Annotated in this window: 17 protein-coding genes, 1 tRNA gene and 1 riboswitch; of the genes, 10 read left to right on the top strand and 8 right to left on the bottom strand. The window is 61.2% G+C overall.

The window, feature by feature from the left end:
- Positions 1-73 precede the first annotated feature (73 nt).
- The gene (gene trxB, locus HY26_RS10685; RefSeq protein WP_199288548.1) at positions 74-1042 is read left to right on the top strand and encodes a thioredoxin-disulfide reductase; all 969 of its coding nucleotides are present in this window, start codon (positions 74-76) and stop codon (positions 1040-1042) included.
- Positions 1043-1075: 33 nt separating this feature from the next.
- Here the strand turns inward: trxB and HY26_RS10680 are convergent, their stop codons facing one another.
- Positions 1076-1843, bottom strand: coding sequence for a hypothetical protein (locus tag HY26_RS10680; protein ID WP_112073568.1), 768 nt, complete (start codon positions 1841-1843; stop codon positions 1076-1078).
- 242 nt (positions 1844-2085) lie between these two features.
- Between HY26_RS10680 and HY26_RS10675 the strand changes: the two genes are divergently transcribed.
- From HY26_RS10675 to HY26_RS10650, 6 genes are all read left to right on the top strand, one after another.
- Positions 2086-2162, top strand: a tRNA-Met gene (locus HY26_RS10675).
- 225 nt (positions 2163-2387) lie between these two features.
- Positions 2388-2576, top strand: a riboswitch (cobalamin riboswitch).
- Positions 2577-2741: 165 nt separating this feature from the next.
- A complete protein-coding gene (locus HY26_RS10670; RefSeq protein ID WP_112073567.1) occupies positions 2742-4589 on the top strand; it encodes a TonB-dependent siderophore receptor in 1848 nt (615 codons plus the stop codon).
- A gap of 8 nt (positions 4590-4597) precedes the next feature.
- A complete protein-coding gene (locus tag HY26_RS10665; protein ID WP_034766027.1) occupies positions 4598-5440 on the top strand; it encodes an ABC transporter substrate-binding protein in 843 nt (280 codons plus the stop codon).
- Positions 5437-6426 carry an iron ABC transporter permease gene (locus HY26_RS10660; RefSeq protein ID WP_112073566.1) on the top strand — a complete coding sequence of 330 codons (990 nt, stop codon included), beginning with the start codon at positions 5437-5439 and terminating at the stop codon, positions 6424-6426. Before HY26_RS10665 ends, HY26_RS10660 begins: the two co-directional genes overlap by 4 nt.
- On the top strand, positions 6419-7180 hold the full coding sequence (locus HY26_RS10655; protein WP_112073565.1) for an ABC transporter ATP-binding protein: 762 nt from the start codon (positions 6419-6421) through the stop codon (positions 7178-7180). The genes HY26_RS10660 and HY26_RS10655 overlap by 8 nt, the downstream gene beginning before the upstream one ends.
- Positions 7177-8664, top strand: coding sequence for a cobyric acid synthase (locus HY26_RS10650; protein WP_112073564.1), 1488 nt, complete (start codon positions 7177-7179; stop codon positions 8662-8664). The genes HY26_RS10655 and HY26_RS10650 overlap by 4 nt, the downstream gene beginning before the upstream one ends.
- Positions 8665-8716: 52 nt before the next feature.
- Here HY26_RS10650 and HY26_RS10645 read toward each other — a convergent pair whose 3' ends face one another.
- From HY26_RS10645 to HY26_RS10630, 4 genes are all read right to left on the bottom strand, one after another.
- Positions 8717-9088 carry a DUF983 domain-containing protein gene (locus HY26_RS10645; RefSeq protein ID WP_112073563.1) on the bottom strand — a complete coding sequence of 124 codons (372 nt, stop codon included), beginning with the start codon at positions 9086-9088 and terminating at the stop codon, positions 8717-8719.
- Positions 9089-9142: 54 nt separating this feature from the next.
- The gene (locus tag HY26_RS10640) at positions 9143-10837 is read right to left on the bottom strand and encodes a tetratricopeptide repeat protein (RefSeq protein WP_158531473.1); all 1695 of its coding nucleotides are present in this window, start codon (positions 10835-10837) and stop codon (positions 9143-9145) included.
- 183 nt (positions 10838-11020) lie between these two features.
- Positions 11021-12649 (bottom strand): ATP-binding protein, encoded by a 1629-nt coding sequence (locus HY26_RS10635; RefSeq protein ID WP_112073561.1) that lies wholly within the window; start codon positions 12647-12649, stop codon positions 11021-11023.
- A gap of 108 nt (positions 12650-12757) precedes the next feature.
- Positions 12758-13366 (bottom strand): ATP-dependent Clp protease proteolytic subunit, encoded by a 609-nt coding sequence (locus HY26_RS10630; RefSeq protein WP_034766004.1) that lies wholly within the window; start codon positions 13364-13366, stop codon positions 12758-12760.
- 219 nt (positions 13367-13585) lie between these two features.
- Between HY26_RS10630 and HY26_RS10625 the strand changes: the two genes are divergently transcribed.
- The gene (locus tag HY26_RS10625) at positions 13586-14386 is read left to right on the top strand and encodes a hypothetical protein (RefSeq protein ID WP_146740207.1); all 801 of its coding nucleotides are present in this window, start codon (positions 13586-13588) and stop codon (positions 14384-14386) included.
- On the opposite strand, the gene recQ is transcribed toward HY26_RS10625, so the two are convergent.
- Complete coding sequence (gene recQ / locus HY26_RS10620; RefSeq protein ID WP_034766000.1) at positions 14383-16215, bottom strand: DNA helicase RecQ; 1833 nt, start codon at positions 16213-16215, stop codon at positions 14383-14385. The genes HY26_RS10625 and recQ overlap by 4 nt on opposite strands.
- A gap of 71 nt (positions 16216-16286) precedes the next feature.
- On the opposite strand from recQ, the gene HY26_RS10615 reads away from it, so the two are divergent.
- A complete protein-coding gene (locus tag HY26_RS10615; RefSeq protein WP_112073559.1) occupies positions 16287-16943 on the top strand; it encodes a uracil-DNA glycosylase in 657 nt (218 codons plus the stop codon).
- Positions 16944-16947: 4 nt separating this feature from the next.
- On the opposite strand, the gene smpB is transcribed toward HY26_RS10615, so the two are convergent.
- Positions 16948-17427, bottom strand: coding sequence for an SsrA-binding protein SmpB (smpB, locus tag HY26_RS10610; protein ID WP_034765996.1), 480 nt, complete (start codon positions 17425-17427; stop codon positions 16948-16950).
- A gap of 9 nt (positions 17428-17436) precedes the next feature.
- Complete coding sequence (dapA, locus tag HY26_RS10605; protein WP_034766343.1) at positions 17437-18318, bottom strand: 4-hydroxy-tetrahydrodipicolinate synthase; 882 nt, start codon at positions 18316-18318, stop codon at positions 17437-17439.
- A 104-nt stretch (positions 18319-18422) separates the two neighbouring features.
- Between dapA and HY26_RS10600 the strand changes: the two genes are divergently transcribed.
- Positions 18423-20444, top strand: coding sequence for a lytic transglycosylase domain-containing protein (locus tag HY26_RS10600; RefSeq protein WP_158531472.1), 2022 nt, complete (start codon positions 18423-18425; stop codon positions 20442-20444).
- The last annotated feature ends 6 nt before the right edge of the window (positions 20445-20450 follow it).

Here is a 20450-nt window from a genome sequence, read left to right as displayed (position 1 = left end):
GGGACCTTTAAGCCTCGACCGACCCGCCCTATGTGCAAAAGCCGATTCCACAAGGCGCATCCGGAGTACCGACATGGCCGACACGAAACACGTTGAAATCCTGATTATCGGCTCCGGCCCGGCTGGCTGGACGGCTGCCGTCTACGGTGCCCGCGCGCTGCGTGATGTGCTTGTGGTGACCGGCATCCAGCCCGGTGGCCAGCTGACCATCACCACGGAAGTGGAAAACTATCCCGGCTTCACCGAGATTCAGGGGCCAGACCTGATGGTGAAGATGCAGGAACATGCCGAAGCCATGGGCGCGAAGGTCGAGAACGACCATATCGCCGAAGTCGACCTCGAAAGCCGCCCGTTCAAGGCGATCGGCGAGAGCGGCACGGTCTACACCGCAGATTCGATCATCATCTGCACCGGCGCCCAGGCCAAATGGCTTGGCCTGCCGACGGAAGAGAAGTTCAAGGGTTTCGGCGTGTCAGCGTGTGCGACCTGTGACGGCTTCTTCTACCGCGGCCGCGAAGTCATGGTCGTGGGCGGCGGCAACTCCGCCGTTGAAGAAGCCCTGTTCCTTACCAATTTTGCCTCCAAGGTCACCGTCGTGCACCGCCGCGACAGCTTCCGCGCCGAAAAGATCCTGCAGGAGCGCCTGCTGAAGAACCCGAAGGTCGAAGTAGTCTGGAATCACACGCTGGAAGAGGTTGTCGGCGATGAGAACCCGCTCGGCGTAACCGGCGCGAAAATCAAGGATGTGAACACCGGCGAAGTGAAACTCGTGCCGGTACACGGTGTCTTCATCGCCATCGGCCATGCACCGTCGACCGAACTGTTCAAGGGCAAGCTGAAGATGAAAGACAATGGCTACCTCATCACCAAGCCCGGCACGCCGCAGACCGAGATTCCTGGCGTCTTCGCCGCTGGCGATGTGACCGACGAGACCTATCGCCAGGCCGTCACTGCGGCCGGCATGGGCTGTCAGGCTGCGCTGGATGCAGAACGCTTCCTCTCCGAACAGGAAGCCGCTGCAGAATCCGTCGCAGCGGAATAGACAAAGACGTTCACAGGACGACCGCCGGAACGCTCAGAGCATGTCCAGTGCCCGGGCCTCTGCGGCCCCGGTGCCATCAGTCTCCAGCACCTGCTTCAGCAGCCCGGCGCGCGCCTGCATAATCCGTTCAAGATCGCTGTTCACCGGTGCCGCCTGCGCCGCATCGAGGGCCGCCCTGATCTCCGCATCATACTTTTTTGCATTCAGCGCTGCCAACGCGCGAGCCCATTGCCAATGGATCGCCGCGTCGCCGGGGGCAAGCGCCACGGCCGCCTGATAGTGACGCCGGGCCTTGTCGAGGCTAGCTCCCATGACCAAAGCGCCAAGGGTCCCTCCACGCCGGATTACTTCAGCGTTCCAGACCGCCAGAAACGCATGCGCATAAATATTGTCCGGTTCTTCCGCCAGTACGCCTTCAGCAAGGTCGCGCGCTTCGCTGCCAAAGCCGCTGCGGCGCACTTCTCCGGCGCTCATGGGCCGGCTGAGGAGCGACAGGGCGATCGCCTTCTGCAGCCGGGCCTCGATATGGCCCGGTTGCCGGGAAAGGGCCTGGTTGGCCTCGGCCAGGGCATCCTGCAGCAATGCGGCCGGCGGCTGGCCATTCTGGCTGATCGCCTCGGCCAGCAGGATCCGTGCCGCGAAGGCCCGGGAGTCGGCGTCCGGCGCATTTGCGGTCCGGGCCAGCGCCGCCGGATAGTTGCCTGACATATAGGCCTCGATCGCCTCCTCCTCCTGACCCTCGGCGGGCAGGCAAAGACCAGTGAGCACGGCAGACATCAACGCGATCAGAATGCGTTTCATGCCATCAAGTCTACGGGGCTTGCTGCCAGCTTGCCAAGAGGCGCCATTAAGGTGCGGAATGCCAGCCGATACCGGGCTTGACGCATGGGAATATTCCCGCCGAACCGGGCGCTGCGACAGAAGCAGGCCACATGCCTGTACCGCCACTGCAGTCATTGGGATCACGCGATACATCGAGGTGCAGATCGCCCGCTTGCAGGCTGGCCCGCCCGCGTGTATGAGGCCCCTTCGTTTCGACGAATGGTTCGGTAGCTCAGCTGGTTAGAGCGCGCGACTCATAATCGCGAGGTCGGGAGTTCAAGTCTCCCCCGAACCACCATCTGCCAGCTTCCACTTTGATTACTTTGACGTTTCAAGAGGTTTTTGGCGCTTGCCCAATTTCCGGACGGCAAGTCTTTCCGTTTCTTGAAACCATCAACAAAGAACACTTCTGGCGAACTCTCCGTCCAGAGCGGGAATAACTTTATCCCAATCGGTATGAGCTTCTAGCGGTTGCCTTTGCGTCAGCTGCCGCAGCCGCTATTGACAGGCTTTCGCAACTGCAACAACTAGCACCTCAGATGGTGCCCTTAACAAGGGCCTAGAGGGAAGCCGGTGTAATTCCGGCGCTGTACCCGCAACTGTCAGCCAGGAGCTGATGGCCATGAAGTCACTGGAACCTCAGGGTTCTGGGAAGGCGGCCTGAAGCATTGATCGGCGAGCCAGGAGACCTGCCATCGCGTCGTTCGTCCGGAGGCCGGGAATAGTTCTCAGCGGGCGGGAAGGCTGATGCCTCTCCTTTTGTAACGACATCAAGGAAACCGGCCTGGCCGCCCGCATGGATCGCACCATGTGGCCAGCAATTGTCGTTATAGGCACCTGTCTTCCGGGCGGCGGGGTGCTCATGAGGAGAACCCCCATGTCATACAAGACAGCTCTGCTTAGTGCGGCTGCTATCAGCCTGATCACACCGGCTATCGCGCAAGAATCCAGCACAGAAGAAAATAGAATGGAAGCGATCACTGTTGAAGGATCACGTCTCAATCAGACCCAGACTGAAATCGGCTCCAGCGTCAGCATCATCACCGCAGAAGATCTCGAAAAGCTGGATTTCGATTTTGCCCTCGATGCCGTGGCGGCGGCGCCAGGCGTCACAATAAATCAAAATGGGAGCTATGGCGGTGCTGCGAGCGTGCGCATTCGCGGTGCCTCGTCCGGGCAGACCCTGGTCCTGATCGACGGCGTACCGGTCGGTGATCCATCCGTGACGGACGGCAGCTTCAACTTCGCTTATCTTGATACTGATAATATCGATCGAATTGAAGTGCTGAAAGGGCCTCAATCGACCCTATGGGGCTCCGATGCCATCGGCGGGGTTGTTTCCATCATGACCAAAAAGCCGGAACAACGGCTCGGTGGAAGCGCATATGCAGAATACGGTTCCTTCAACACGCTGCGCGGAGGTGCTTCCATCGGCAGCGCGAACGAGACCGGCGACCTCCGTCTCTCAGCCAGCGGCATTTCCACGGATGGAATCTCCAAGGCAGACGAAGCCAATGGCAATGGAGAGGAAGATGCCTACGATTCCACGACGCTGTCTGCAAAAGGCGGACTGAACCTGCCGGAAAGAGCCCGACTGGAAGCGTCGCTTCTCTGGAACGACGCGGATGCCGAATATGACAGCTATGTTTTCGGCGCGGAAGGCAGTGTCGGCGATGGCGACGAACGTACCGAGAATGAAACGCTGTCAGGAAACGTCTCACTGAAAGTACCGCTCTTCGATGACCGGTTCGAGAACCTCTTGATGGTCGGATATTCCGACATCACCCGCAAGAATTTCTCGAATGGTGCCGAAAGCTATTCCGCTGAAGGAGATCGACAGATCTATCGCTATCAGGGCACGTTCACTGTCAACGACATGAACAAGCTTTCCTTTGGTGCAGAGCGGGAAGAAACCACCGCCAATGACGCGCACTCCTCCATCGACGGCGTGTTTGGTCTCTATGAATTTAAACCTGTTGAGAAACTGACCCTGACAGGTGGCATCCGCGTCGATGACCACGAGACATTCGGGTCGGAAACGACGGGCCGTCTGGCAGCAGCATACAATCCAGTTGAACAAGTCGTCGTGCGGGCAAGCTGGGGACAGGGCTTCAAGGCGCCGAGCATCTTCCAGTCGACTTATATCTGTACCTTCTGTGGACTGACCGAGCCGAATGCGAACCTGAAGCCCGAAAGTTCTGAAGCCTTCGATATCGGCCTTGACTGGACATCCGAAGATGGCCGCGCGAAAGCCGGGATCACATGGTTCGACCAGGACACGGAGAACATGATCGATTTCTCCTACACGGCCGGGTACGACAATATCGCGCTCGTCAAGTCACAGGGCGTCGAGTTGTACGGTTCCTACCAGTTCTCCGACTGGATCGGTGTGGCGGCGAACTATGCGTATATCGATGCTGAGGACGGAGACGGCAATGAACTCTCGCGGCTGCCGAAAAACTCAGGCGACGTGACCGTGTCGCTCGACCCTGAAGGTCCCTTCTCCGGTGCGGTTCTCATAAGGTTCAACGGTGACGAGGCGAACACGGACGGCACTACGCTGGACGGGTGGACGCGGGTCGATCTGACCGGCAGCTATGACTTAACTGACAGTGTCGAACTCTACGGCCGCATTGAAAACCTGTTCGACGAGGAATACCAGCAGGTTCTCGGTTATGGCACCCCTGGCCTGTCCGGCTCTGTCGGCATCCGGTTGCGTTACTAGGTGACGCAATGTCGAGACTGATGATCCTGCTAATGTTATTCGGCCTGGCTGCCTGCGGCGTCCCCACCCAGACGCAGGCGTCGAATGCCCAACGGCCCATGCGGATCGTCAGTCTCGACTACTGCGCCGATCAGTATGTCCTGAAGCTCGCGGACCGCGACCAGATTCTCGCACTTTCTCCTGAAGCGGCGAGAGACTATTCCTACATGCACGAAGCGGCCGTTGGATTGCAGACCGTTCGTCCCGTGACGGAAGACGTGCTCATCCTCAAACCGGACCTCATCGTCCGCTCGTATGGTGGCGGGCCAAACGCTGAAGCCTTCTTCGAGCGGACAGGTATCCCCGTGCTGACCGTCGGCTGGACAACGCATATCGACAGCGAGGAATCCGGCTCGATCCCGAGCATCATCCAGCAAATGGCCGATGGCCTCGGACAGTCGGAGCGCGGACGCGAACTCGTGTCAGAGTTCCGCGCCCGTCTGGCCGCCATAGAGAAGCACTCGGACGGCAAGACCGCACTCTACATGACCCCGGCCGGCGTCACGAGCGGACCGGGATCGATGATCCACGAAATGCTCGTCAGCGCAGGCTTCAAGAATTTCGAACAGGAACCTGGCTGGCGCGCGCTTCCGCTTGAACGGCTCGCCTATGCGCAGCCGGACGTCATCGCCGCCGCTTTTTTTGACCGGCCTGGCCCTGCGCCGGATTCGTGGAGCGCGATGAAGCATCCCGTGGCCAAACAGCAGATGGAAGGCCGTCCTGTCGTGCAGCTGCAAGGCGCATGGACCTCCTGCAGCGCGTGGTTCATGATCGACGCCATCGAAGCGCTGGCGGAAGGGGGTGAGTCATGACGCAGCGGCTCCTGGTTCCCGGCCTGCTCCTCGCGTGCCTCATCACCATCTTTACGGCCTGCCTGCTCGGATCGACGCCCTTGCCGGCGGACCGCGTTCTCGCCGCCTTCTTTGGAGGTGCAGATATCGGTGACCGTCTGGTTGTCTGGCAGATCCGTCTGCCGCGTGCGCTGGCAGCCTTCTTCACCGGCGCAGCGCTGGGTATTAGCGGGGCGGCCTTGCAAGGCCTGCTCAGGAACCCGCTTGCCGAGCCCGGCGTCCTCGGCGTCTCGGCATCAGCATCGCTCTTCGCAACATTTTCGCTCTATTACGGGCTGGCCGCGCTATCCCCGTGGGTGCTGCCCATCTCGGCAATTGCCGGCGCACTCGCCGCCACCGCGCTTATTGCGCTGGCAGCCATCCGTACCCGGTCCGTTGTTACGCTGATCCTGATTGGTGTTGGCCTATCCAGCTTCTCAGGTGCCGCGATGAGCCTGCTGATGAATCTCGCACCTAACCCATTCTCTTTGTCTGACATGATCAACTGGATGCTCGGCTCGGTTGCCAATCGAAGTTTTGAGGAAATCGGACTGGCTGCCCCCTTCCTAATTGTCGGGGCGGGCATTCTGCTGGCATCCCAGCGAGGCCTCTCGGCGCTCACACTGGGAGAAGAAGCTGCGACAGGCGTTGGGCTCAATCTGAGCAACCAGCGCATTCTGACCGTACTCGGTGCAGGCCTGGCGACCGGTGGATCGGTGGCGCTCGCAGGCGCCATCGGCTTTGTTGGCATCGTCGCGCCGCACATCATCCGGCCTTTCGTCAAGCACGACCCGGCACGATCCCTGATACCGTCCGCCCTGCTGGCCGGCCTTATCCTGATGATCGCTGACATTGCGATTCGTATCCTGCCAACTTCGAACGAACTCAAACTCGGTGTGGTCGCAGCGCTGATCGGCGCGCCTGCCTTTGTCTGGATCGCAGTACAGAGGCGCGTACTCAATGGCTGAGCTCCTCACGCAAGACCTCTCCGTCAAGGCGGATACCATTTTACTGGTGCGCGAGGCGAATTTGCGGCTCGTACCCGGGGAACTTGTTGCCCTGCTCGGGCCGAACGGCGCGGGCAAGACCAGCCTGCTCAAGGCGGCGCTCGGTCTGGAGAAGCGTTCAGCGGGTCTGGCTACGCTTGATGGAACAGACAGCGAAAAGCTCTCCCCCATGCAGCGCGCCCGCCGTGTTGCCTACCTGCCCCAGCAACGTCCGCTGGCCTGGCCGAACACGGTGCGCGATGTCGTGGCCCTCGGCCGGTTTGCGTATGGCGCAGCGCCCGGAAAACTCAGCCCCGCAGATGCAGAAGCCGTCGACAGGGCGATTGCGCAATGCGGTCTTGCAGACCTGGGCGACCGAAACACGGATACACTATCAGGTGGAGAACTGGCCCGCGTCCATTGTGCCCGCGCCTTTGCCGCCAATGCACCACTGCTTGTCGCCGATGAGCCCGTCGCCGCGCTTGATCCGCGTCATCAGTTCAGCACGATGGATATTGTCCGCCAGTTCGTCGACGACGGTGGTGGCGCGCTGGTCGTTCTGCATGACATCGCTTTGGCCGCGCGCTACGCAACGCGCATGGTGTGGATGAAGGAGTCGCGGATCGTCGCCGATGGCCCACCGGAAGAAACGCTGACGCCCGAACGGCTTGCTGAAATCTATGGCGTGCGCTCCCGTATAGATGGCCGGACAGTCGAAATCGAAGGCACTCTATGACAGCGAAAACCCTTATGCTGCAGGGAACGGGCTCCGACGTCGGAAAATCCGTTCTCACCGCGGCGCTCTGCCGGATCGCCAAACGCAGGGGGCTGAGCGTCGCTCCCTTCAAACCCCAGAACATGTCGAACAATGCTGCCGCCTGCCCTGGCGGTGGAGAGATTGGCCGCGCGCAGGCATTCCAGGCCTTGGCCTGCGGACTGGAGCCGTGCACCGATTTCAATCCGGTCCTCCTGAAGCCTGAGACCGACCGGCGTGCACAATTGGTTGTTCACGGCGAAGCCGTCTCGTCGATGGATGCTGCCCACTACATGGCGCGCCGCGGCGAGCTTCTGGGCAAGGTGCTCGAAAGCTTCGACCGGCTGACGGCGTCACATGACCTCGTCATTGTGGAGGGCGCCGGCAGCCCCTCAGAGATCAATCTCCGCGACAGGGATATCGCCAATATGGGCTTTGCTCGCCGCGCCGGCGTACCCGTCTGCCTGATCGGCGATATCGACCGCGGCGGTGTCATCGCCAGCCTTGTCGGCACGAGAGCGGTCCTCGACCCGGACGATGCTGCGATGATCACGGGTTTCCTGATCAACAAATTCAGAGGGGACCCAGCGCTATTCGATGATGGCGTAAGAGCGATTGAACAACGCACGGGCTGGCCGTGCCACGGCGTCATACCCTGGCTGCAAGCAACTGCCGCACTGCCGGCCGAGGATGCCGTGGTGCTCTCCCGGCCTGCACGCCCCTCCGGCGGCGCATTGAAGATCGCCGCGCCGATGCTGTCGCGCATGGCGAATTTCGACGATGCTGATCCGTTGAAACAGGAACCGAATGTGGACTTTTGCTGGATCCCTCCGGGCCGGCACATTCCACGCGATACAGATGTAGTCATTCTGTTCGGCACCAAATCCACGCTGGGTGATCTCGCCTTCCTCCGCCAGCAAGGTTGGGACCATGATATTGTCGCGCACGCCCGATCAGGTGGGCGCGTGCTCGGCATCTGCGGTGGCTACCAGATGCTCGGTCAACAGATCATGGACCCTGACGGAGCCGACGGTGAACACGGTGAGGCTCAGGGATTAGGCCTGCTGGAAGTCGACACGCTCATGGCCTCACGAAAGAAGGTCAAACCGGCCACCGGCGAGTGCGCGATAAATGGCGCAGGCATCTCGGGTTATGAAATCCACACGGGACAGACCACCGGCACGGACACCGCTCGTCCAATGTTCCGGCTTGACGGCATGCCGGACGGCGCCCGCAGCGCGAATGGCCTTGTTGAGGGTACTTACCTGCATGGCGCGTTTACGAACGATGCCTTTCGGCAGGCCTGGCTCGTTCGTGCTGGCAGTACTGCCGATCTCGGCGGCGCCGGTTACAGCGCCATCGTTGAACACGCACTCGACAGTCTGGCAGACGGAGTTGAAGCCGTCGTGAATTTCGAAGCGCTGCTGCAAATGGCTCAACCTGCTGGCTGGCATCCCGCAAGCTGACAAGCACGTCCGCACAGTTATGGGCCAACCGGGCATTCCGGCCATGTTGACGCTATTCCTGACTTGAGCCGATTTTTCCCATCGACCAAAGCACCGCGATCCAACCGGCCTTCACACGCGGCAGGGCCAGCATGACGGCTCCGGTGACCGTGATTGCCGCGCCCGGGAGGGTGATCCATAGCGGCAGGTCTGACATCGACACAAAGAATGTGACCGCCACGAGGAATGGCGCCAGCATCAGCACGGTCAGCCAGGCCGGCCCATCCTCGGATGGAACCTGTCCGAGCGGTGCGCCACAACAAGCGCATACGTCCACTGGCTTCAGGTACGCCCGGTAGAGTGCCCCTTTCCCACAAGCAGGACATTTCAGCGCCAATCCGCGAACGAGCGCGGTGCGGGGAGGCGTAGGGGCAGTCTCAGGCATGGGTGATCGGCCTAAACTCGCAGGGTAAACGTGCCTGGCCGGATGCCTTCGCCGCTACTCCTCGACAGTGATATCCGTCAGCTCCGGATGATACCCCTTATAGTCAATCGACATATCCAGTTTCAACGCATCCATGTGAGCCATTTCCTGACGGAATGCGATTTCATAGGTCGTCGTCAGACCTGCCGGAAAATAGACGTCCCCTGACGGCCTCATTTCCAGAACGCTGGAGTTTGCATTGACGCTGCTTCCATCAGCCAAAGTTGCTTTGGGTCGATCAATATTAAGCCGGACGCCCTCATCAGACGGATTTTCGATGTCGAATGTACAGGTCGGATTGACGGGATTACGACAGCCAAGAAAGACAAATTTGAGCGGACCGACATCAAAAATGTCGTCTGGCGAAGCAACCTGATCATAACGCGGCGTTCTCACTGCCGGGGGCGAATCCCCGATCATGATATTTCGGAATTCCCGCTCATAGGAATCATAGTCCAGCCGCAATTGTGGCCAGAAGGACTGGAACATTTCGGCTTCGCGATTGAAGGAAACCTCCCAAGTGAACGCAACTCCTTGTGGGGCGTTGGATTCATTCTTGCCTTCCAAGCTCAGCAAGGATTTTGCGGCAGTGACCCTGACACCCTGACTATTATAGGCAATGATGCCGTCGCTCACATTCACATTCACATTGTCGGTTCCGGTATTCATCATGTCGAACCGGCAAATGGGGGCGTCGGGATTGGAGCATCCCAGGAAATGTACTTGCAGGCCGTTGACCTCATATGCGTATTCCGGGTGAGCAGGATCGACCGGGCGCATGGTCTTGATCTCGACCTGCTTGCCACCACGAACCGCAATGTCGCGAAACTCCTTCTTGTAATCGACACCGCCAACCGAGAAGCGGAAGCGAAGCAGCTGGTAAATATTCGCCGCGCGACGAAATGTGATTTCGATCTGCGTCGTTTCCAGAGATGGAACGGTCCAATTATCGTTCGAATTGGCTTCGATCTTTTTCCGATTTCCTTCCGTCCAGCGACCGAACTCATCGACCCCCCACTGCTCACCAAGCCTGAGGTAGACCGGATCCGGTGTCGGGTTCATCACCGAAAAGACGCAGCGCGGTGTTTCGGGCTGGTCACAGCCCTGAAATTCGAACTGCAAGCCGCCAAATTCGAAGCTCGCTCGCGGGATGGCTTTTACCTCATTCTTCGCGGCGGTGGCGGCTTTCAGTTTCTGGATGCGGGTCTGCAGCACCTGATTGTCGGGATCGAGCTCCAGCGCCTTCTCATAGGCGGCCAGCGCCTTGGCTGCGTCGGACGGGGCGAGAATGTCACCGGCGCTGCGTAGCAGTTCTGCCCGGGTTTTCGCCGGCACTGTATCGCTCGCCTCAGCCGGCGCGCCGGCGCTGGTGACGATGTTGTCTGCAGCTGCTTCCGCGTCTCCGGAAACCGCGAGGAATTTCGCGTCATTCAGTGCCGGGTCGTCTGATGTCAGCAGTTTGGTAAGCGCAGCTTCATACTGCACCTGCTCGTCCTGAGAGACTTCGTCGCCGCGGGCCTGCGCCTTGCCGATCGCATCAGCAACCGAAGCGGCCACAACCGTCGCAATCCGCTCCTCACTCAGCTGGAACTGTTCTTTGATATCGCTTCTTGTCGCTACCTGCTGGTCGGGAAAAAGGCGTCCCCGAATCTCGTCATTCAGGAAGACATAGATACCGACCATTCCGCTGATAACACTAATACCGGTCACGATGAGCGCAGTATGTGAGCCTTTTTTTTCTGACATCAGAATCCCCACAGTCCAAAACGCAAACTGCAGCGCATGCGGCGTAAGATGGCTAGTTTTTTCGTCGCGTCAGATCGATCGCAAATGAACCGGTGTGATCAAAAAACCACACCGTGAAGCGAGAAACACATAGGGGGAACGCGCTGCTTAGCCGACCCTTGCCCAGGCATCGGGGCTATCGCCCATCATCAGGATGTCAGCCAGCGTTGCGACAAGCGCACGGGGACGGATCGGCTTTTCGATCATGGCGATGAAGCCGGCTGCCTTGCAAGCCATACGGCGGGCATCGGTCAGGTCCGCCGTCACGGCCAATACCGGGATTTCCGAGTTCGGCCCCGGTGTCATGCGCAAGGTACGCAGGATCATGTCCCCGCTTTCATCCGGCAGGTGAATATCGGTCAGGATCGCCTGATATCCGACATCGAACACATATTCCCGGGCCGCCGAAGCATTGGGAGCATGATCAACTTCCCAACCGGCTGCGCGCAGCGCTTCGGTGATCACAAGAGCGCTGGCCGCGTGATCCTCGATCACCAGGATCCGGCCAAGATCGAATTTACCCATCTGAGGCCGGATTGTTTTCTCCGGCGCGGGGCTGGCAACGAGGCGAGGTCCGGCTTTGCGGACTGGGATGTCCACCATGAACACGCTGCCACCGTCAGGATTGTCGGCCAGCGTGATCTCGCCGCCCATGGCTTTCGCCAGAGATTTCGCGATCGCGAGGCCAAGCCCGGATCCGCCATGCGTATGCACGGTTGTGGCGCTCGCCTGTTCGAAGGCCTCAAACAGGCGCGCCTTGTCTTCGTCCGAGATACCGCAGCCGGTATCCGACACGCTCATTCGTAAACGGAGCGAAGACTCATCGCGCCATGTCGCGAGCGATACATCGACATGGCCGTGCTCTGTAAATTTCAGCGCATTGCTGAGCAGGTTGAACAGGATCTGGCGCAGGCGCAGGGCGTCGGCCTCGATCCTCGGCGTCCCGTCTTCGACATGGATGCGCAGGGCGACCCGCTTGCCTTCGGTGCGCGGCTGCCAGACATCGCGGGCCTCGGAGGCAAACTCATCCAGATCGAAAGGCGCGGCGCGCAATGGCATCTTGCCGGCTTCGAGACGCGACAGGTCCAGCAGATCGTTCAGCAGGCGCTCAAGGTGGTGGCCGCTTTCGGAGATGGTCCGCGCCAGACGCTTCGGCTCACCGCCGGACACACTGTCCTGCAGCAGGTCTGCGACGCCCAGAATGCCGGTCAGCGGCGTGCGGATTTCATGCCCCAGGAAAGCGAGGAAATCGGCCTTCTCACGAGCAGCGGAATTCAGTTTCGCCCTGGCGGCCTCCATCCGCCGGGCCGCTTGGCCCAGCGTACGGGCACGCATGGCATTTTCCTTCGCGATTGTCGCGCTCAGGACCGCCGGGCTGACAAGGCCGAGATAGACGCCTTCCCGCATGACGATCAGGCCCTCGCAAAGGGCGGCCGGATTTTTCGTGGCCGCCGTCCCGGCAGCGAGACCAGCGGGCGTATTTGCTTCGACGATGAACGGAGACCCGGTTGCCAGCATCGACACCGGCTGGGACGCCCAGACCATACGCCCTTCAGGGCCGACCATGGCTTCAGTCACAGCACCGCGCGTCACGAGGGAATAGGCGCTATCTTCGTCCCGCAGCGGCAGGGCAAACAGGGACGTATCGGACAGGAAGAGGCTCAGCGCCGCGGCACAATTGGTATCCGCAGCAACCGGCGGGATCGGCAAAGAAATGTCTTCGACGCGCGCGAGCATCCGGGCCGTCTCTCTTCAGTCAAACAGAAGAGAAACAATCGCCCGGAATTGTTGAGAGGCCGCTAACTTTTGGTTACCAGCGCGTTAACCGCCCCTGCTCTGACAGGCTCAGACAATCTCGCTGTGATGGCTCACGATCTTGTGGACGAGACCATATTCGACGGCTTCCTTGGCGCTCATCCAGAAGTCGCGGTCGGTGTCTTCCTTGATCTTCTCGTAGGACTTGCCAGTGGCTTCAGCGAAAATGCGGTTCAGGCGCTCGCGCATCTTGATGATTTCGCGGGCCTGGATTTCCACGTCCGTTGCCTGGCCGCCGACGCCGCCGCGCGGTTCATGAAGCAGGAAGCGGGTGTTCGGCAGGGCGTACCGGTTTTCCTTCTTCGCCGCGGCGTAGATCAGCGCGCCAGCCGAGGCGCACCAGCCGGTGCCCAGGATTTTCACCGGCGCCGGCACGAATTTGATCATGTCGTGGATCATGTCGCCGGATTCGACATGGCCGCCCGGCGAGGACAGGACCAGCAGGATCGGCTTGTCATTCTCGGACGACAGCGCCAGCAAACGCTCGCACACGCGGCGGGCCTGCAGGAAGTCGATTCCGCCGGTCAGCAGGATCGTGCGGGCCTTGAACAGAGCTTCCTCAAGGAAAGCATTCGGCTCGGAAGCCTTTTTCTCGTCATTCTCGTCGTCGAGGCGCGGCTCGCGGGCAGAATAGTCCATGATGTCTCCGGTTCGCGGGGATTCTTACGAAGTCATAGGTGCGGTGCCACGCGGCCCGGGTCAAGGGCGGGGATGCGGGAACCTTGGGGAAGAATTGCAAAGCATGCCAAGGGTGTGCAGCTGGAACCGATGTCCAGAAATAAGACCGACTATCGTATCAAATCAGGCACTTTTTTTGCTTTGGCCCACAGACTTGGACACTGGAACCGAACTTATTTCATGACCACACTTTCAGCCACGACTTCGCAGACCCGTTATTTCTCTCCGCAATCAGCGGCACATGCAGCAACCGGGCTGCACATCAGCCCACGCCATGTTGGGCGCGGCCTGTTCCTGATAGGCGGCGTGCTGCTATCGGCACACGTGTTCGTGCTGGTCATGAATTTCGGCTTTGGACGGGACTATCTTTGGGGCCTGGCGGAAAAGTTCAATGTGAACAAAGAGATGAACTTCCCCACACTTGTCGCCACGATTGAGCTGTTGGCTTGCGGTGCCTTATTGGCCGTGAATGCTCATTTCCGTCCTGGCAGCCTGGAACAAGTACCAGGCTGGTGGATCCTCTGCGCTATTTTCGTCTTCCTCGGTTTCGACGAGAATATCGGCCTGCACGAAATGACCAGTGGCCCGACCTCACAGCTGCTGCAGGCCGAATGGGTGCCAGAATATGCCTGGATGATCCCTTACAGTGTTGCGCTTGTCATCGCAGCGGCTGTGCTGCTGCCATGGTTCCTGAAAATCGAACGGTCCTCGCAGATCCGCTTTGTTGTTGCGGGCTCAATCTTCGTTTCGGGAGCACTGGGCATCGAGATCCTTGAAAGCGCCAATTTCAGCGCGGCAGATCCCGAATTACTGGCCGGCGGTGAGAAACTGGCCGATATTTCGCTCCGCCAAGCGATGCTGACCACCGCGCAGGAATGCATGGAATATGTCGGCGCGGGCTATTTCCTTTATGCGCTGATCCTGCGACTTGGCGGCCTGACGCTCTGCGTCGCCCCGGCAAAGGAAGCCCAACTCGACTAGGCCGCTTCCGCGACGATTCTCGCGACATCCTCGGCGTAGCGCTGGGCTTTTTTCTCGCCGACGCCGCTTATGTCGCGCAGCGCTCCAGCGTCCGCGGGGCGCTCGCGGGCGATTTCGGCGAGGGTACGGTCGTGGAAAATGACGTAGGGCGGCACGCCGCGCGCCTTGGCTGTTTCAGTGCGCCAGAGGCGCAGGGCATCGAACAGGACCTGATCGCGCTCTGAAAGGTTATCCTGCACCCCAGCACGAGCCACCCGGCCCGTCTTGCGGCGGCGTGCGGCAACAGGATCGGCCCGCAGGAACAGCGTCCGCTCACCCTTGAACAAGGCCCGGGCCGCGTCGCCATCCGGCACCATGACGATGGGGCGCATCGCATCGCCGCCTTCGGCCAACATGCCATCATAGAGCAGCGCATCGAATATCCGGTTCCAGCCCTGCTTCGGCAGCTCCGCCCCGATACCGAAGGTGGACTGCGCCGAGAGCTCCTCATCGAGGGCATCCTTCGCCTGCCCCAGCAGGTGCTGGATCAGGCGCCCGCGCCCCACGCGTTGGCCGCAGCGCAGCACGGCGGACACGGCCATCTGCGCCCAGCGGGTCGCGTCATGACTTTCCCCGCCCTCGCCCCGGCAGATGTCACACGTCCCGCACGTTTCGGACGTCTCCTCCCCGAAATAGCGGCGCACGGCCAGGCGGCGGCATTCATCGCCATCGAAGAAGGCGAACAGCTGGCGTGTCTTGGTGATCTGCACCCGCTTCACCTCGTCCGGCGCGTCGCCGTCATAGGTCCAGCTGAGCGACCGGCGCATGTCCGCCGGGCCGTAGAGGGCAATACCCTCCGCAGGCTCGCCGTCGCGCCCTGCCCGGCCAACTTCCTGCCAATAGGCTTCCATCGTCTTCGGTGGATCGGCATGGATCACAAAACGCACATCCGGCTTGTCGACACCCATGCCGAACGCGACCGTGGCACACATGGTCAGACCGTCTTCCAGCAGGAACCGCCGCTGGCGCTCGGCCCGCACATTCGCCTCAAGCCCGGCATGATAGGCGAGCGCCGGAATGCCCGCTTTCTCCAGCGCCTCGGCCAGATCTTCGGTGGCATTGCGCGTGGCGCAGTAGACGATGCCGGAGAGGCCCGGCCGCGCCTTCACCAGCGACACCACCCGCTGCGTGCGATTGCCTTCTTTAGGCTCCGCGGCAAGGGCAAGATTCGGCCGATCAAAACTTGCAACGTGGACGGAGGGTTTCGTCAGGTTCAGCTGGGCAAGGATGTCATCCCGCGTCCGCGCATCGGCCGTCGCGGTAACCGCAAGGCGCGGCACGCCGGGGAACAAATCCTTCAGCCGGCCAAGGGCTCGATAGTCCGGCCGAAAGTCATGCCCCCACTGGCTGACGCAATGCGTCTCATCCACCGCAATGATGGAGATGTCCATCTTCGCCAGCCGGTCGGCGAGGCCGGTGCCGAGCGCTTCGGGCGAAACATAGAGCAGGTCCATCTCGCCGCGCTGGGCCGCATCCAGCGCATCGGCGCGTGCGGTGAAGTCCATCGAGCTGTCGAGCCGCTCGGCCCGCACGCCCGCCTGTTTCAGCGCGTCTACCTGATCGGCCATCAGCGCGATCAGCGGCGAGACGACAAGGCCGACGCCAGGGCGCAGCAACGCCGGGATCTGGTAGCAGAGCGACTTGCCGCCGCCGGTCGGCAGCACGGCCAGCGCGTCGCGCCCGGCCAGCGCATCGGAGATCACATCCTCCTGCAGGCCCCGGAACGCCTCATAGCCATAAACCCGTTTCAGCAGGTCACGGGCATCGTCGAGAGTGGGAGTGGGAGACATGGCTCTTGTTGTGGCGGGCCCCGTGAGTCGGGGCAAGTGGGCGGGTGCGCGAATCAGGCCAGATAGGCTGGATGAAACAGACGCCCTACCCGCCCGAAGCCCCGAAGGATTGTGCGCTGTGCCCGCGCCTTGTGGAGTACCGTGAAGCTGTCGCCGTGAAGGAGCCGGACTGGTTCAATGGCGCCGTGCCGAGCTTCGGCGACGAAAAGGCGGAGTTGCTGGTCATCGGTCTCGCGCCGGGAGTGACCGGGGCGAATCGGACGGGGCGGCCATTCACGGGCGATTGGGCAGGCGACCTGCTCTACGCGACCATCGACAAATTCGGCTTCTCCAAAGGCACCTATGCCGCTGATCCGGAAGACGGTCTCGCCCTCACCGGCGCGATGATCACAAACGCGGTGCGCTGCGTGCCGCCGGAAAACAAGCCCGTCGGGGCGGAAATCAATGCCTGCCGGCCTTTCCTGCTTTCCCGGATTGAGGCGCTGCCGAAGCTGAAAGTCATGCTCTGCCTCGGGAAGATTTCGCACGATTCGACGGTGCGCGCGCTCGGTCTGAAGCTCAAGGACCATCCGTTTGGACACGGAACAAGGTATGAAGTGACTGTCGGCGGACGGGGCTATTCGCTGGTCTCCAGCTATCACTGCTCCCGCTACAACACGAACACCGGACGGCTGACGGCGGAAATGTTCGAGGATGTGTTCGCAATGGCGCGCGAGGCGATCGGCTAGGCCGTTACCCCTCTTTCAGGATCCGCGCTTTCTGCCTTGCCCAGTCGCGTTTCGCTTCGACGTTCCGTTTGTCGTAATTCTTGCGGCCGGTTGCGGTACCGATCAGCAGTTTCGCGATGCCGCGGTCGTTGAAATAGAATTTCAGCGGCACGATGGTCCGCCCGGCCCGCTCAACTTCCTGCGAAAGCTTCGACAGTTCCCGGCGCGAGACGAGCAGTTTCCGCTTGCGGCGCGGCTCGTGGTTGAACCGGTTGGCGCCCTTGTAGGTCTGGATCTCGCAATTGATCAGCCACAGCTCGCCCTGTTCGGGGCTGACATAAGCCTCGGCAATGTTGGCCTTGCCTTCGCGCAGGGATTTCACCTCGGAGCCGGTCAGCACGATGCCGGCTTCGAGCGTGTCTTCCACTTCATAGTCGCGGCGGGACCGGCGGTTCTCCGCGATCATCCCGTCGGAGCGGCCCTTGGTTTGAGTATTCTTAGACATGGGCCCTATTTAGGCATGAAGCCCGGCAAGCGCCATGGCCGCATCGATCTGCTCGCGCGCGGCGGCGTCCGGCGGGGTCAGCGGCAGGCGTACGTCCGGCTCACACAGGCCAAGGCGGTGCAGCACATATTTGGCCGGCCCCGGCGAAGGCGAACAGAACATCGACTTGTGCAGCGCGATGAGGCGGCGTTCGATGGTCTGGGCGGTTTCGAAGTCCCCGGCATTGAACGCCTTGTGCATGGCGGCACAGGCCTCCGGCATGACGTTCGCGGTCACCGAGATGCAGCCCGCCCCACCCATGGCCAGGTGGCCGAGCGCAGAGGGGTCGTCGCCGGAAAGCTGTACGAACTGTTCCCCTTCGCCGATCTGGGCCGCATGCTGCGAGACGCGCTCCATGTCACCGGTCGCATCCTTGATGCCAACCACGTTCGGCAAACGCGCGAGTCGGGCCACTGTAGACGGCTGCAAGTCCACTATAGTCCGGCCTGGCACGTTATAGAGGATCACAGGCATGGCGACGGCATCGTTGATCGCCTTGAAGTGGGCGTACAGTCCATCCTGATTTGGGTTGTTGTAGTACGGGCACACAACCAGCGCCGCGTCCGCCCCGGCGGCCTTGGCGTGGCCGACAAAGTCGATCGCTTCGTCGGTGGAGTTGGAGCCTGCCCCCGCAATCACGGGCACGCGGCCTGCAGCAACCTCTACACAAAGCGAGACGACGGCCTTGTGCTCTTCCGTGCTGAGCGTCGAGGTTTCACCGGTCGTGCCGACAGGCACCAGCCCCGCCGAGCCCCCGGCAATCTGGCGCTCCACCAGTTCAGCAAACGCCTTCTTGTCCACGGCCCCGTTCTTGAATGGAGTGACCAGCGCTGGGATTGAGCCATGAAACATCGTATTCTTGCCGCGATTCAGGTGTTGTTTGGAATGATCCATATATGAATCGCCTCTGCCTTCCCACGCTTTGGCCAATAAATAAACACCCGGTGACAACTCACATGATCCGACCCTTCGCGCTTTCTCTGTTTGCCGCCGTAACCGTTTCCGGTGCTGCAGCTGCCGGTTTGCCGGAGTCGCCCAGCCTGAAACCTGATCGTCCCTACATCTCGACGGCAACCGACTCGCGGAACGCTGAGATCCTCCACAAGGCGCTGGACGCGGCGGGCCGGTATCAGTGGAACGAAGTCGCCCGTTATCAGGCACAGGCCACCGATCCTGCCGTGCGCGACCTGATCATGTGGAAACGCGCCAGCGAGGGTGTTCCGGGCATGGGCTTCAAAGAGGTCAACGATGCCCTGACCCGCCTGCATGACTGGCCTAAGGCCGGAAATATGCGCGCCCGGGCCGAAGAAATCATCGAGCTATCAACCCTGTCGGCGGCAGAACGGATCGACTGGCTGAAGAAATCCGGCCCTCGTACCGGCGAAGGCAAAGTGGCGCTGGCCAATGCCCTGCGCGAAGTCGGCATGATGGACGAAGCCGTCGAGGCTGTCCGCGACGCCTGGCACAACAATTCCATGGACCGCGCGCTGGAGCGCCAGGTGCTGGCCCGCTTCGGTGGCCAGTTGACCCAGGCCGATCATCAGGCCCGCGTTGAATTCCTGCTCTGGACCAACCAGCGGACCGCAGCCTCGAACCTGAAATCCCTGCTCAGCTCCGACTATCGCAAACTGGTCGACGCCCGCATCGCGCTGGCGAGCCGTGGGCGCAACGTCGATGCGCTGGTCAACGCCGTGCCGGACAGCCTGAAGGACAATCCCGGCCTGCTGTATGATCGGGCCCGCTGGCGCCGAACCCATGGCAACCAGGAAGGCGCCATTCCGCTGCTCACCCAGATCGACGGCAAGGATGTTCCTGCCGCCGGCCGTTCGAAACTCTGGAAAGAGCGTTCCATCGCGCTGCGTACCGATCTCAAGGATCGCAACTGGAACCGCGCCTACCAGCTGGCATCGCCGCACGGCATGACATCAGGTAGCGACTTTGCGGAAGCCGAATGGGTGTCCGGCTGGATTGCCCTGCGCCTGAAGGGCGAGCCGGAACGCGCGCTGCAACATTTCGAGACGATGTCGGAAGGTGTATCGACGCCCATCAGCCTGTCTCGCGGTCAGTACTGGACGGGCCGGGCAGAAGATGCCCTCGGCGAAACGGCCCGGGCGCAACTGGCCTATCTCGACGCCGCGGCACATAAATTCACTTACTATGGCCAGCTCGCCGCCGAACGCGTCGGCGACCGGCAGATCTTTTTCGAGCCTGCCGCCAAGCCGACTGAGGATGAGGTCGCGGCGTTCGAAGCCCGCCCGATGGTGAAGGCTCTGCGCCTGCTGGGGGAAGCGGGCGAGACGCAGCTGTTCCGCACCTTTGCCTACCATCTGGATGACCTGCTGGAGACCGAAGCGGACTACATTCAGCTCTCGAACCTCGCCAGCGAATACCATGTGCCAGACATCGGCGTTCGCGGGGCCAAGGCGGGTCTCGCCAAGGGCATCGTCGCAACAGATGCCGCCTACCCGGTTGTTTCCTATCCGCTGCTGAAGGAGCCACAGGTCGAACGATCGCTGATGCTCGCCCTGTCGCGGCAGGAAAGCGAGATGAACCCGAACGCGATCTCCTATGTCGGTGCGCGGGGCCTGATGCAGTTCATGCCATCCACCGCCTCGCGCGAGGCGCGGATGAGCGGCCTGCCCTATCGCAAATCATGGCTCACCGATGACCCCGGCTACAACATGACGCTGGGCGGCCAGCATCTCGATTACCTACTGAACCGGTTCAATGGCAGCTACATCATGACGGCAGCGGCCTACAATGCCGGCCCGACCCGCCCGTCGAGATGGATCTCGGACTATGGCGATCCGCGCACGGGACAAGTGGACCCGATAGATTGGGTGGAGTTCATCCCGTTCAGCGAAACGCGAAACTATGTCCAGCGCATCCTGGAGAACACGCAGGTCTACCGCTCTCGCCTCTCAGGCAAGCCGGAAGAAATCAGGATCCAGGAAGACCTGGAACGCGGGAAGGAATAAGCGGCC

Source organism: Hyphomonas sp. GM-8P, assembly GCF_003263315.1.
Classification (GTDB): domain Bacteria; phylum Pseudomonadota; class Alphaproteobacteria; order Caulobacterales; family Hyphomonadaceae; genus Hyphomonas.
Note: the sequence above shows the minus strand (reverse complement) of the source record. Positions and strands in the feature narration are given on the sequence as shown.